We start from the raw sequence: 14,458 nt of genomic DNA, 5'->3' as shown, positions 1-14,458 counted from the left end.
CTATATTTGTAGTTTCAAAACGAGATATATAGTTTTATTCCGGATTTCCTAAAGAATGTGGCTTAAAAAGATTCTGTTATCTTCGTATAAAAAAGCAAATGAGCGTTATTTTCATTCTTATAGGATTGGTTCTTTTGGTCGTTGGGGGGGAATTTCTGGTGAGGTCCTCTGTGGCATTATCTTTTAAACTAAACCTTTCGAGAATGGTGATAGGGCTCACGGTGGTTTCTTTTGCCACCTCGGCCCCCGAGTTGCTGGTGAGCCTGCAAGCCGCCCTACAGGGATTTTCAGATATTTCCCTGGGGAATGTGATAGGCTCAAATATTGCCAATATCGCCCTGGTTTTAGGGGTAACGGCAATTATTACCCCGCTTGGGATAGACCGTGATTTCTATAGGTTTAACTGGCCTGTAATGATGATCTTCTCCATTGTGCTTTACTTTTTTCTGAAGAGCGGCGGGAACATTTCCCGGCTGGAGGGGGCAGCCCTGCTTATTGGAATAGCCATTTACCTTATACTCCTTATTACCAGGTCCCGTAAAAAAAAGAATATTGTGGTGGAGGAAGTGGATGAATCTCTACAGACAGTTTCGGTTTTTAAGATCGTAGTATGGCTGCTCATAGGAGGTGCTGCTTTATATGGCGGGTCAGAATTGTTGGTTACGGGGGCTGTAGACCTTGCCACTGCAATGGGGGTGAGTGAAAGGGTGATTTCGGTAACCATGATCGCGGTGGGTACCAGTGTACCAGAATTAGCTGCTTCTGTTATGGCTGCTCTAAAGAAGGAAAAGGCACTTTCCCTTGGCAATCTTATAGGGTCCAATATTTTTAACATTGCTTCTGTTTTAGGTATTACCGCCATAATACAGCCCATCTTCGTTAAATCGCCTGAGATACTCAGTAATGATATTTTCTGGATGCTTGGGGTTGCTTTCATTTTAATCCCACTGGCATTTTTGCCCACCAGGCTTGAAATGGGGTGGTATAAAGGTGCGATTTTGTTTTTAGGTTACTGTATTTTTGTGAGTCTTGCATTTTTGGGCTGAAAATAGGGGGGTGTAATGCGAAATGCTTAATTCTTCACAAAAGGAGTTCAAATTTTAGGGGGGTTGGATAAAAATATTTAAATTGGCGGGCAACTTAAAAATTATCAAATAACGCAATATGTCAACCTTAAGATTTGAAGCTTTAAAGCAAACTTTTAACCGAAAGCCGGTAAAAATTGAAGAACCTTCTAAAAGATCAGAATTATTCGGGAGCAATGTTTTTAATACTTCCGTGATGAAACAATTCCTTACCAAGGAAGCTTACAAAAGCGTAGCAGACGCGATAAAAACAGGATCAAAGATAGATCGTGGCGTGGCAGAGCACATTTCTTCAGGCATGAAGCAATGGGCCATGGCTAAAGGTGCAACACACTATACCCACTGGTTCCAGCCATTAACCGGTTCTACTGCTGAAAAACATGATGCTTTTTTTGAAACTACCGGGGACGGTGGAGCTATTGAGAAATTTGGAGGAGGAGCCCTGGTACAACAGGAGCCGGATGCTTCAAGTTTTCCTAACGGAGGAATAAGAAATACTTTTGAGGCAAGAGGTTATACCGCATGGGATCCTACTTCTCCTGCTTTTATCTGGGGAACCACCCTTTGTATTCCAACTGTTTTTGTTTCTTATACAGGAGAAGCTTTAGATTATAAAACGCCACTATTGCGCGCTTTGCAGGCCGTAGACCAATCGGCTACAGCAGTCGCAAAATATTTTGATAAGAATGTAAGTAAGGTTAATGCAACTTTAGGATGGGAGCAGGAATATTTCCTGATAGATTCTGCCTTGGCAGCAACGCGTCCGGACCTTCAGTTATCTGGCCGTACCTTACTTGGCCATGCACCGGCAAAAGGCCAACAGCTGGATGACCATTATTTTGGTTCTATTCCTTCCAGGATACTTGCTTTTATGAGAGATCTGGAAATAGAATGTATGAAGCTTGGAATTCCAGTTAAAACACGCCATAATGAGGTGGCTCCAAATCAATTTGAGTTGGCTCCTATTTTTGAAGAGGCCAACCTTGCCGTAGACCATAATTCTTTAATTATGGATGTTATGGGGAAAATTGCTGAAAAACATCATTTTAAGGTGGTGTTGCATGAAAAGCCATTTGCCGGGATTAACGGTAGCGGTAAACATAACAACTGGTCTTTAGGAACAGATACCGGAACAAACCTGCTTTCTCCCGGTAGTACTCCAATGAAAAACCTGCAATTCCTTACCTTTTTCGTTAACATTATTAAAGCTGTTTATGAGAATGAGGAATTATTAAGGGCTTCTATAGCAAGTGCTTCCAATGACCACAGGCTTGGAGCCAATGAAGCGCCTCCGGCGATTATTTCAGTTTTTATTGGATCTCAGCTAACCGCTGTTTTGGATGAGCTTGAAAAAGTGACTGACGGAAAATTATCTCCTCAGGAAAAAACAGAACTTAAACTTAATGTGGTTGGGAAAATTCCTGAAATCCTTCTTGATAATACAGATCGTAACAGGACTTCTCCTTTTGCCTTTACAGGTAATAAATTTGAATTCAGGGCTGTAGGTTCCCTGCAGAACTGTGCCAGCCCAATGACTGTTTTAAACACCATCGTGGCCAAGCAGCTGAAAGATTTTAAAGTTGAGGTAGATAAGCTTATTAAAGAGAAGAAAATGAAGAAGGATGATGCTATCTTCAATATTCTTCGGGAATATATTAAAGACTCTAAGAAAATTCGCTTTGAAGGAGATGGTTATGGCGAAGCATGGGAAAAAGAAGCTGAAAAAAGAGGCCTAAGCAATAATAAGAAAACGCCGGAAGCCCTTAAAGTTCAGATTTCCGAAGAGACCATTAAGCTTTATGAGGAACTTGAGGTGATGAATAAGGTTGAAATAGAAGCCCGCCACGAAATAGAACTGGAAGAATATGCCATGCGCATCCAGATTGAAGGCAGGATTCTTGGAGATATTGCCAGAAATCACGTGATTCCTACTGCTATTCGATATCAGAATATTTTGATAAAGAATGTTAGGGGTATTAAAGAAATATATGCCGAGCATTATAAAAAGCATGCTGATGAACAGCTTGATATCATCGAAAAAGTTTCCGGCCACATTGCTGCAATTAATAGTAAGGTTGGTGAAATGATAGAAGCCAGGAAAGTTGCTAACCAGATAGAAGATGCAGAAGAGAAAGCAGTTGCTTACTGTAATGACGTGCGGCCTCACTTTGATGAGATAAGATATCACTGTGATAAGCTTGAATTGCTTGTAGATGACGAATTGTGGCCATTAACCAAGTATAGAGAATTGTTGTTTACGAGGTAACATAAACTATTTGGCTTATTTTAAAGTCCGAAAAGCTTAAAAATAAATGGGGTCAGACGTTAAGTCTGGCCCTTTTTTTTGATCCTGAAGAAAAACTTTTAGGCTGATTGGCTCTGGATCCTTTATTTTACCACAAAATACATACTGGTGCTACATGATATTTTTTCTTTTTCCAAACTATAAACATGGTATTCCAAAATTTTATCTAACTGTTAGCTTTTTATTCAAATTAGATAAAAGTCTCATTTTAACAGATGTTTTACACTTTTATAAAAACCCCGTTTAATTTATCCTACCATCAAAGAGGTATAAATTCATTATTTTTTACATTTTAACGAAAAAATTAAGTTAATATCGAATAAATTGTAATAAATGGTTTTCTGTTTCTATATTAGTTGTGTTGTTAATAATTCTGCCCTACCTAATTTTTTCACAAAATAATTTTCAACTCTTAATCAATTTTAACCATTTATAAACATTTTATTATGAAAAAAGTTATTTTAAGCGCAGCAGCGCTAATGTTCGGGGCAGTAACTTTTGCCCAGCAGGATGTCAATCATGCAGAACGTCAGGAAGCCAGTCAGGTAACTAATCATTCCTCTGATGTTGATGCAAACAGAGCAGATGTTGATCAATGGAACACTTCTCAGAAGGCATTTGTTCAACAAGTTGGAGAAAGAAACTCGGCTCAGGTTGACCAGAGCGATGGAGCGTATGGTGGCACTGGAGGAAACCAGGCAATGATTTACCAGAGTGGACCTTACTCGCTTTCCGGCCCTTGGTATAATCTTCAGTATGAAAGCGAAGCAGAGGATAATCAGGCTGAGGTAAATCAGGCAGGTACAACCAATGAGAGTGCCTTGTATCAGAGAGGTAGTAATAACGACGCCCGTAGTGATCAGGGGCTTGATGGAAGTGCTAGCGACAACAAGGTTGCAATATATCAAGGAGATTTTGATAATTATCCTTATAGCGGAAATAGTGGTAATGATGCTTTTGCTAAACAGGAAGGAAGTGAAAACTCTTCACTCATCGCTCAAGATGACAATAATAATGATGCGATGACTGCACAGGATGGAGATGGTAACAAAGTATATGTTACTCAAACATCACGTCAGGACGGTAGCGTAGATGAGGGGCAAATGGCTTTAGTAGAGCAGTATGGAGATATGAATGAATCTACTGTTGCTCAAGATGGAAGAGGAGCTAGAAATAATGCTACAACTTACCAATTAGGAAACAATAACAAAGCCTGGCAGAAGCAATACAACACCAGTGATGACGCTGGCGATGAAAATACAGCTACTATAACTCAGGGTACTCTTGGTTATATACCATCTGATTATGCTATAGCAATTCAAGACCAGCGTGGAGAAGATAATGAAGCTTCAATTACGCAGTATGATGGTAATGAGGTTGCTTCTAACTATGCTCAACAAGACCAGGATGGTGATGATAATGATGCTGCTATTACACAAGAAAATGTGTTTGAAGGACATGACAATTTCGCCAAACAAATTCAGGATGGTAACTACAATGAAGCCATAATTGGACAAAAAGGAGATGGGCATAAGGCTCAACAGTGGCAAAAAGGGAACAATAACTTTGCAGAGTCTCACCAACAGGGAAAAGATCATAAGGCTTTTGTATGGCAACGTTATGATAACAACTATGCCTTCACCAATCAGAATAATATTGGGAATGACGCGCTGGTGGTACAAAGCGGAGGCCAAAGTGCTACTGTGGATCAATTAGACGGATCTGGAAATGAAGCTACAGTTTTCCAATCAGGTCCTTATGGAATGCCTTACGGCGCACCACAACATTGTGATTTTGATTCACCAATTGGTACACCTTCAGTACCTACACCAGATGACCTTACTCTTGCAGATCCTTGCCCAGACTGTAACTAATCAGTAGAGGAAAACAGAATAAATAGGAGGGGAAATTTCCCCTTCTATTTATATTTTGGAAACTTTAAGAAAAAATTTCATAAATTTATAATTATGAAGAAGATTGTTAACTTCAAGGTCTTTCTTTTAGGAATATTTTTATGGGTGGGACAGTCTTTAACAGCTCAGACTTATATTCAGGAAAAAGTTGTTGATGAAAAAATACTGGAAGCCAGCCTGAACGGTTTAGGAATTATTACTACTAAACCCAATTTTAATGCGGTAGAATCGAATGCAGTGGCTTTAAAACAAATTGGGGATTATAACCAGGCGAAGATCCGTACACAAACGAAATACAGTGACATTCAGCTTACCCAGGAGGGTGATTATAATGAAACAAAATTGAATTATACAGCCAATACTGCCATAGCCAAACTTCTTCAGGAAGGGAATAATAATAAAATTAAGGACTATGTAAATCAGGCGGGTGCAAACATTTCTCTGGAACTTGAACAAAAAGGAGATAATAAGATATTTGAAAGAGAAGGGGCTAATGAGCTCACTCAATCATTTAAGTTTATTCAAACCGATGCCACGCCTTCACTTATAATCAGAAGTTATAATTAATGGAAATGCGGGGAACAAATATTGTTGAAACAATAATAATATTGTGCATGACAATTTTTATTTCCGATAATTGCTTTTCGCAGTTTTACAATAAAGAAATTGTAGCAAAGATTAAAGTAGAGGATAAAGGAGAGTTTATAAACTTTAGCGCGACTGCAGAAAATGTTACTCCTGCAGGACGTAACCTGAGATATGAATTTTCACTATTTAAAAAGGACGATTCAGGCAATACTACCAAGTCAAGCCAAGGTAACCGTTTTTACCTCGAGCCTCACCAAAAAGAAATACTTTCTTCAACTCAGGTGAATAGGAGTGATGAAGGTTCGGTGATAATTCTTCTTCTAATTTATGACCAGGATGATAAGCCCATTGGTAAAGACCGGTTGGAATTTAAAATTACTGAAGAATCCATTCAGGAAATTCAGGAACAAGAGAAGCAGGTAATTCATCTTTCAGAAGATCAGGCTAAACCCCAGGATGGAGTTATTATTAATGGCTTGATAATAGAAAATACTATTACTAAGGCAGGCCGTGATTTTTATCGGTATTTTTATTCAGAATATTATAACCGGGAAATTATAAGCCCTCAGAACATCGAAATTGAGGAGGTTCCCGGGAGAGGGAGAATGACTCGTGTTTCAGTACATGTTGGGGATCAACTTGTTATGCAGTTTTTTGCCCGCCCAAAAAAAGAATATCTAAAACAAATGGCAAATGTAACGCTTGCGCGCGTTCTGACTCAGATACAGAGATTGGGACAGCAGGCTAATAACTTTAAACATTACTAGGATTAATGAAAAAATTATTTTTACTCAGCTGTTTATTATTTTTCGGAATTCCGGTTCAATCTCAACAACTTACTTACCAACCCACAAACCCGGCTTTTGGAGGAAGTTACCTCAACTATAGCTGGATGTTAAGTTCGGCTTCTGCTCAGAACAGTCTAAAGGCTCCTGGAAGGAATGCTCAGCAGCAATCTGAACTTGATAGATTAGGACAGGATATTAATAGACAAATTCTCACTCAAATTTCAAGATCGTTATTACAGGAGCAATTAGAGGGGTTCCAATTCGATCAGGAAGGGACCTTTACTTATGGTACGCTTAATATTGAAATTTATGAAACCCTGGAGGGATTGGTGATAAATATTTTAGACACCTCCACCGGAGAAGAATCTCAAATTGTTATCCCAAATAATTAAATTTTATGAACAAGACCTACCTTGTAGTGCTATTATTAATATTTAGCACTTTAAGTTCCTGTGGGGCTTACTTTAACCAGCCATTTAGTAAGAATCCTGCCCGCCGAGGGGAGCAAACAAATAATTCCAAGCCGTTATTGGAATTACCACCTGCTAATGATCCTATAGAGGTAGCTGTATACAACTTTAGTGATCAAACAGGGCAATATAAAGCCGTAGAAAATGGTTCTACTTTTAGTACTGCCGTTACTCAGGGTGCTACTACTATTTTAATTAAAGCTTTGGAGGATTCCGGATGGTTTATCCCTATTGAGAGAGAAAATTTAAGTAACCTATCCACCGAGAGAAATATAATAAGAAATACCAAGCAGGAATACATTAAAAATTTAAATCCTAATGAGCCTCCTTTACCCGCCTTACTCTATGCTGGCCTAATTTTAGAAGGAGGAATTATCTCTTATGATACCAATATTTTAACAGGGGGAATAGGAGCAAGGTACTTTGGACTAGGAGGATCGGCTAAATACCGGCAAGATAGAATTACAGTCTACTTAAGAGCGATCTCTACAAATACAGGGGAAATCCTTAAGACAGTGTATGTTTCAAAAACTATCCTTTCACAAGCTCTTGATGGTAGTTTCTTTAGGTTTGTAAAATTTCAGAGATTATTTGAAGCAGAAACCGGTATCACTCAAAATGAACCGGTACAAATGGCTGTACAGGATGCCATAGAAAAGGCTGTGAGAGATCTTATTTTGGAAGGGGTGAAAGATAGATTATGGGCAGCACAGGGAGGTAGGCAAGTAAACGAGCAGTTGGTACAAGTCTATACGGCAGAAAAAAAGGACCAGGAATCCATAGGACTATACAATAGGCTTTTTATTGATTCTATACCCAAAAACAATTTAAGTTTTTCAGGGGGAATAGCTTTAATTGATGGTGATTATTCAAATAAAGAACCAGGTTATTTTGTTCGTATTGGATATGAAAATAGGCTTTTTTCACATTTCTCGATTGGAGGTAATCTTAATTACATCACGCTCGATAACGGGAGACAATTTAAAGGGAAATTTGGAGGAGTAGATATTAATGCACGGTTCAATTTCTTGCCTGAAGATGATCTGTCACCTTTTGTTTATGGAGGGCCAGGATTTCTAATGGAATTGGGCGATCCTGAAATAGATACCGATGCAGAAAATCTGGAAAGTAACTTTTTTAAGTTTCAATATGGGGGGGGATTACACTATTTCTTAAATTCCAGGTTGGGCGCCCGCATATTTGCGGAGCATAACCTCATTACGAATGACAGGCTGGATAACTTAATCCACGGAAAAAGAAATGACCACTACTTCAATTTTGGTGTGGGTCTGGATATTTATTTTTAAAATTTGAATTGAACTTGTGGAACATATGAATATAATCTTTAAATATTTTGCACTAATAGTTTTATTGGCATTATGTGCCTGTTCTGAAGACACTGTTGGGGAATCAATCACAGGAAATATTTCCGGAAAAGTCGTGGAGGAGTCAAGTAATGAGCCTATAGAAAATGTGAAAATCACAACCAGCCCTGCATCCAGTACGGTTTTTACTGATGAAAATGGCGATTTTTTTCTTTCGGAAGTAATAGTTGATCAATATTCGGTTAAAGCGGAAATTGAAGATTATGCGACGGCTTTTGAAGCAGTTACTGTTACAGAAGGTGCAACTTCAAACGTGGCTTTTGAAATGGTGATGTCCGGAGCAAATAACCGACAACCTTCTACCCCTGAGCCTATCTCTCCTGAAGACAATGCTACCGGATTAGATATTACAGTAGATTTTGTGTGGCAGGCCTCCGATCCTGAAAACGATGAACTAACTTATCAACTGGAATTGAGAAACAGCGCCGATGATGAAGTTAGAACATTTGAGAATATTAGTGATACCACTTATACAGTTGAAGGATTAAATTATGGATATAAATATTTTTGGCAGGTAAAGGTGTCGGATAGTATTAATGACCCCGTTTTAAGTCCCTTATATTCTTTTGAAACATCAGAACTTCCGGAAAGCCGTTATTTATTTGTGAGGCAAATAAACGGGAATAATGTTATTTTTTCGTCTAACGATGAAGGTGATGAGTTGCAGCTAACTTCTTCCAGTGTAAACAGCTTTAGGCCAAGAAGGAATAATGCAACAAATAAAATTGCCTTTTTAAGGACTGTGGGAGGAAGAACACAGCTATTTACAATGATGTTAGATGGAACAAATGAATTTCAGGTTACCTCCGAAATTCCGGTAAACGGATACGATCTCGAAAAGCTAGGATTTTCCTGGGCCAATGATGGCAACTCCCTTTTATATCCCAATTTTGGGAACCTGTACAGTGTAAATGCCACCGGTGGAGGTACTCAAAAAATTTACACCACTGCAAATGGCAAATTTATCACAGATGTGACAGCCAGTGAGGATGGTAATACCATTGCACTATTAACAAATAATGCTAATGGATATGATGGCGCTATTTATACCATAGATGCTGAAGGCAGCCGCATACGTACAGTAATTTCTGGCATGGACGGTGCTTTGGGAGGAATAGATCTTTCTGTAGATAAGCGTACTTTACTGTTCACGCGTGATGTCTCTGAATTTGAGAATGATGATAATCGTCAGCTGGATTCAAGGATGTTTCTTTACACCTTCGCTACCGGGGAAATCAGGGATATCAGCGAAAATAAGCCTGGAGGAACCAATGATTTGGACCCAAGATTTTCACCTAATGAAGCTGAAGTTGTTTTTGTCAATACTTCGAATGACGACATTTCGCAAAGGGACATCTATATCCAAAGTATAAGTAATAATAATGATGAAAATGACAGAACCCAACTTGTCCAGGATGCGATAATGCCAGACTGGGAGTAGAAAGATTTAGATAAATAAACAATAATTGCGGTGGCTTTAAAAGGTCGCCGCTTTTGCTTTTGTATACTTCGGCGGCAATTTTAATCTGCTTATCTTTGACCTCAAACTTATTTTCATACTCATGAGCCAGGAAATCAGCAAAAGATATGCACAACGGGGAGTTTCAGCAGGAAAAGAAGATGTTCATAATGCTATAAAAAATGTAGATAAAGGACTTTTTCCTAAAGCTTTCTGTAAAATAGTTCCCGATTATCTTACAGGAGACAAGGATTATTGCCTCCTGATGCATGCCGATGGCGCTGGCACAAAATCTTCCCTGGCTTACATGTACTGGAAAGAAACAGGAGATCTTTCGGTTTGGAAAGGTATCGCCCAGGACGCCTTAATTATGAATATTGACGATTTGTTATGCGTGGGCGCGACAGATAAAATCATGCTCTCTTCCACTATCGGGCGGAATAAAAACCTGGTTCCGGGGGAGGTGATTTCAGCAATAATAAATGGCACTGAAGACTTAATCGCAGAGCTCAAGGAATATGGAGTGGAAATCCATTCAACCGGGGGCGAAACTGCTGATGTTGGTGACCTTGTGAGAACGATAATTGTAGATTCCACCGTCACCGCACGTATGAAGAGGAGCGAGGTAATAGATAATGCCAATATTAAACCGGGAAATGTGATCGTGGGTTTATCCTCTTTTGGGCAGGCTTCTTACGAAAAGGAATACAACGGCGGAATGGGAAGCAATGGTCTTACATCCGCAAGGCATGATGTATTTTCTAAAGTTTTAGCTGAAAAATATCCTGAGAGCTTTGATAATAGTATTCCGGATGATTTAATTTATTCCGGCACAAAAAAGCTCACAGATAAAATTGAAAATTCGCCTCTTGATGCAGGGAAACTTGTGCTTTCCCCCACACGTACTTATGCCCCGATTATTAAAAAAATTCTTTCCCGTTTCAGTAATAAGGAAATTTGCGGAATGGTGCATTGCAGCGGGGGCGCCCAAACTAAAATTCTTCATTTTATAGAAAACCTGCATATTATTAAGAACAATATGTTTGAAGTGCCGCCGCTTTTCAAACTTATTCAGGAGGAAAGTAAAACCGACTGGAAAGAAATGTACCAGGTTTTTAATATGGGCCATCGTATGGAGCTTTATGTGGATGCCTCTGTGGCCGATGAAATTATTTCCATTTCCCAGTCCTTTAATGTAGATGCTCAAATTATAGGCAAAGTGGAAGCTTCTGAAAATAAAAAGTTAAGCATTAACAGTGAATATGGTAACTTTGTCTACTAAATTCTTGGAAGAAGTGAGGAGATAGCTGCAAAACCTTTATCTTGTGAAAAAAACAATTTGCCCCCATTGTTTTTGAACTTAACCTAAAATGAAAGCTTATAAAACACGATTATTGCTATCTCTTATATGCTTGGTGACTATCAACTGTGCTGTAATTCTTGCCTACGGAGAAACCGTTGGGAACTTTACCCGGGTTCTTTCCACTTTTTTATTTTTTATTTTTTTTCTGTTTCAGCATAGAGGATTGCCGGATAAAAGAGGACTTGGCATATTCTTTTTGCTGTTACTGTGTGACGCTCTTCTGTTTAACTATGAAAATGAATATTTTAAGATGTTCATTTTTCTATCCAGGATGCTCCTGTTCATATTATTGGGGTGGATGATTTTTCCAAAAGTAAGAGCTCTTCAATCAAACTTGTTTCAGAAAATAGTATTCTTTGGTGCCGTTGGATTAAATATCTTTTTGCTGCTTGAGCTGCTGCATATGATGGCTCCTGAAAATAATTATCTTCTTTCAGATATTTTAATAGTGCTTTTTGGAGTGTCAGTCATTAGCGTTTCAACTTTGGGAATATCTTATAATAACCGCTACTCAAATAAATCTTCCTTCTATTTTGTGCTAACAATTATAGGCTTTGTTTTTTCAGATGTGGCCTATGTAATTGCCGCCTACTTGGAATTTAAAGTATTCTATCTGGCAGATATTGTGGCAAACATTACCGGACTCACGGCCCTTTTGAAATTTTTATATTATGAAAACAGAGAGAAAGATATCAGGGTTTTAGAAGTCTAAAGAGTCTTTTCTGGAAATTGGAATAATGGTTTTTCGTTGTAATTCATCAAAAACTATCTGCTGTGATATAATTATGTTCTTCAAGCTCTTCCCGGTCTCTTATGAGCATGCTGCAATTATTTTTTATCAGGTAAATATTATCCGCCAGGTTTAAAATGTACCGGTACATGTGATCTGTCACAATAATTGCCTTTTTTTGTTTTTCCTTCTGAAGGAGTTCCGTTATTTTTTCAATATAAAGAGGGGAAAGATGAGTAAAAGGTTCATCTAAGAGGATAATTTCAGCACTGCTGCATACAATGATAAAAACTTCCGTTAGACGGCGTTCCCCACCAGAAAGTTTATCAAATTTCGCATCGGCATGTTTACCAATTTTCAGGAAATGCCGAAGTAAAAGAATCCAAGTCGGCTCCAAATAGTTCGAAAGCTTTTTTTAGGCGAAGATCCTTTGGAAAAAGAGGATGCTGCGGTAGATATTTGACCTTTTTTGATGAATAGAGCGGCTCCAGAATAACTTTATTGTTGATTTTAATTAGTTTGTTTTTAGGCTTCAGATTACCGAAAATAATTTTAAGTAAACTGCTTTTTCCGCAGCCATTGGAGCCTAAAAGGCCGGTGATTTTTCCTTTTTCAGCCTTGAGGTAAATTCCACCGAGGATCTTTTTTCCGGAGTAATTCAATTCCACATTATCTATTTCCAGCTTCATATAATAAACAATATAGATAAACATGCGGTGGTTAAAACAAGTTCATAGAATAAAGCAATTGCAAAAAGGCTTCTGCTCCTAAGGCCAAGGTTGTGGTAGAAAATCAGCTTTTCATTTGCAGGCGGTATTTTAATCAACACAAAGATTAAGGTTGCCATAAAAATCTTGTAAATCACCATTACCACCGGCACGATTTCCATAAAAATCATGAGGAAATTGAGTAGGAGGGAAGGGATGATATATTTTTTATAAAAGATGAAGCCTGTTTTAAAGTTCCTGATCATTTTTATGAATATTTTCAAAAGTACATTTTTTATCACAATTCGCCTTTAGTTTAACCTGAAGGAAATTGTGAAGAATTTAGATGCTTTCTTTTCCATCATACAATTCCATGATTTTATCGTAAATTTGCTATCCTAAAATCAGAAGGATTTATGATTGAGAAGCTTAATATAGTAAAGCAGCGTTTTGATGAGGTGAATGATTTGATCATTCAGCCAAATGTGATTGCAGATCAGAAGCGGTATATAGAACTTAACAAGGAATATAAAGATTTGAAAGCTCTTATGGAAGTGCGTGGCACATACATGGAGCTTAACCAAAATATAAAGGAAGCTGAAGAGATTATTGCCGATGGCAGCGATCCTGAAATGACTGAGATGGCAAAACTTCAGCTGGAAGAAGCTAAAGAAGAACTTCCCGGTCTGGAAGAAAAAATCAGGATGATGCTGGTGCCAAAAGATCCTGAAGACGCTAAAAATGTGGTCATGGAAATCCGTGCCGGTACCGGTGGCGACGAAGCCAGTATTTTTGCCGGAGACCTTTATCGTATGTACACCAAATATGTGGAAAGCAAAGGCTGGAAACATAATATTGTTGATTTTAGCGAAGGGACCAGCGGCGGATTTAAGGAGATGATTTTTGAAGTTTCCGGTGAAGATGTTTACGGAACTTTAAAGTTTGAAGCCGGGGTACACCGGGTGCAGCGGGTGCCGCAAACCGAGACCCAGGGTCGTGTGCATACCTCTGCAGCCACGGTGATGGTCTTGCCGGAAGCGGAAGAGTTTGATGTGGAAATTGATCCAAAAGAAGTACGTATAGATTATTTCTGTTCTTCCGGTCCCGGCGGGCAGTCGGTAAACACTACCTATTCTGCGGTACGCTTAACACATGAGCCAACGGGATTGGTGGCGCAGTGCCAGGATCAGAAATCGCAGCATAAAAATAAAGAAAAAGCCTTTCGGGTACTTCGTTCCAGGTTGTACGAAATGGAACTTGCCAAGAAGATGGAAGCCGATGCCGCAAAGCGGAATTCCATGGTTTCCAGTGGAGACCGTAGTGCAAAAATCCGCACCTACAATTATTCACAGGGCCGGGTGACCGATCACAGGATAAACCTTACGCTTTACGATCTTTCCAATATCATTAACGGAGATATCCAAAAGATAATAGACGAACTTCAGTTGGTTGAAAATACCGAAAAACTCAAGGAAAACTCTGATGTTTTTTAGTGAGTGAAGGGTGAAAAGTGAAATGTAACGAGTGATTGGTGAAAAGTGTATAACTTCCGGAAAATAAATGGGAATTATTTTTTGCTGATTACCAGGAAAGACGAACTTCTGATAACTGATAACTGATAACTGATAACTGATAACTGATAACTGATAACTGATAACTGATAAC

The 14,458-nt window shown here is 38.7% G+C and carries 13 protein-coding genes; 11 read left to right on the top strand and 2 right to left on the bottom strand.

The features are described from left to right. Positions 1–98 precede the first annotated feature (98 nt). The 10 genes from RM553_RS17365 (at position 99) to RM553_RS17320 (ending at position 12,068) form a co-directional block, all read left to right on the top strand. Positions 99–1,046 carry a calcium/sodium antiporter gene (locus RM553_RS17365; RefSeq protein WP_311536228.1) on the top strand — a complete coding sequence of 316 codons (948 nt, stop codon included), beginning with the start codon at positions 99–101 and terminating at the stop codon, positions 1,044–1,046. A gap of 118 nt (positions 1,047–1,164) precedes the next feature. Beyond that, on the top strand, positions 1,165–3,351 hold the full coding sequence (locus RM553_RS17360) for a glutamine synthetase III family protein (protein ID WP_311536227.1): 2,187 nt from the start codon (positions 1,165–1,167) through the stop codon (positions 3,349–3,351). Between the two features lie 485 nt (positions 3,352–3,836). Then, positions 3,837–5,264 (top strand): hypothetical protein, encoded by a 1,428-nt coding sequence (locus RM553_RS17355; RefSeq protein WP_311536226.1) that lies wholly within the window; start codon positions 3,837–3,839, stop codon positions 5,262–5,264. A gap of 93 nt (positions 5,265–5,357) precedes the next feature. Continuing rightward, positions 5,358–5,870, top strand: a complete 513-nt coding sequence (locus tag RM553_RS17350; protein WP_311536225.1) for a hypothetical protein — start codon at positions 5,358–5,360, stop codon at positions 5,868–5,870. Between the two features lie 47 nt (positions 5,871–5,917). After that, positions 5,918–6,658: a CsgE family curli-type amyloid fiber assembly protein gene (locus RM553_RS17345; protein ID WP_311536224.1), complete on the top strand. Its 741-nt coding sequence runs from the start codon at positions 5,918–5,920 to the stop codon at positions 6,656–6,658. 5 nt (positions 6,659–6,663) lie between these two features. Beyond that, positions 6,664–7,071, top strand: a complete 408-nt coding sequence (locus RM553_RS17340; protein WP_311536223.1) for a curli assembly protein CsgF — start codon at positions 6,664–6,666, stop codon at positions 7,069–7,071. Between the two features lie 5 nt (positions 7,072–7,076). After that, on the top strand, positions 7,077–8,456 hold the full coding sequence (locus RM553_RS17335; RefSeq protein ID WP_311536222.1) for a CsgG/HfaB family protein: 1,380 nt from the start codon (positions 7,077–7,079) through the stop codon (positions 8,454–8,456). A 25-nt stretch (positions 8,457–8,481) separates the two neighbouring features. Continuing rightward, a complete protein-coding gene (locus RM553_RS17330; protein ID WP_311536221.1) occupies positions 8,482–9,975 on the top strand; it encodes a carboxypeptidase regulatory-like domain-containing protein in 1,494 nt (497 codons plus the stop codon). Positions 9,976–10,096: 121 nt separating this feature from the next. After that, positions 10,097–11,275 (top strand): AIR synthase related protein, encoded by a 1,179-nt coding sequence (locus RM553_RS17325; protein ID WP_311536220.1) that lies wholly within the window; start codon positions 10,097–10,099, stop codon positions 11,273–11,275. A 331-nt stretch (positions 11,276–11,606) separates the two neighbouring features. Further along, a complete protein-coding gene (locus RM553_RS17320; protein WP_311536219.1) occupies positions 11,607–12,068 on the top strand; it encodes a hypothetical protein in 462 nt (153 codons plus the stop codon). 46 nt (positions 12,069–12,114) lie between these two features. Here the strand turns inward: RM553_RS17320 and RM553_RS17315 are convergent, their stop codons facing one another. After that, positions 12,115–12,483 (bottom strand): ATP-binding cassette domain-containing protein, encoded by a 369-nt coding sequence (locus RM553_RS17315; protein WP_311536218.1) that lies wholly within the window; start codon positions 12,481–12,483, stop codon positions 12,115–12,117. Further along, positions 12,434–12,799: an ATP-binding cassette domain-containing protein gene (locus RM553_RS17310; protein WP_311536217.1), complete on the bottom strand. Its 366-nt coding sequence runs from the start codon at positions 12,797–12,799 to the stop codon at positions 12,434–12,436. The genes RM553_RS17315 and RM553_RS17310 overlap by 50 nt, the downstream gene beginning before the upstream one ends. Positions 12,800–13,209: 410 nt before the next feature. Here RM553_RS17310 and prfA point away from each other — a divergent pair, with 410 nt between their 5' ends. Next, on the top strand, positions 13,210–14,286 hold the full coding sequence (prfA, locus tag RM553_RS17305) for a peptide chain release factor 1 (RefSeq protein WP_311536216.1): 1,077 nt from the start codon (positions 13,210–13,212) through the stop codon (positions 14,284–14,286). Positions 14,287–14,458 lie beyond the last annotated feature (172 nt).

This window comes from Autumnicola tepida (assembly GCF_031846485.1).
Taxonomy (GTDB): domain Bacteria; phylum Bacteroidota; class Bacteroidia; order Flavobacteriales; family Flavobacteriaceae; genus Autumnicola; species Autumnicola tepida.
The sequence above is the reverse complement of the archived record's forward strand: the minus strand, read 5'-3'. Positions and strand labels throughout refer to the sequence as shown.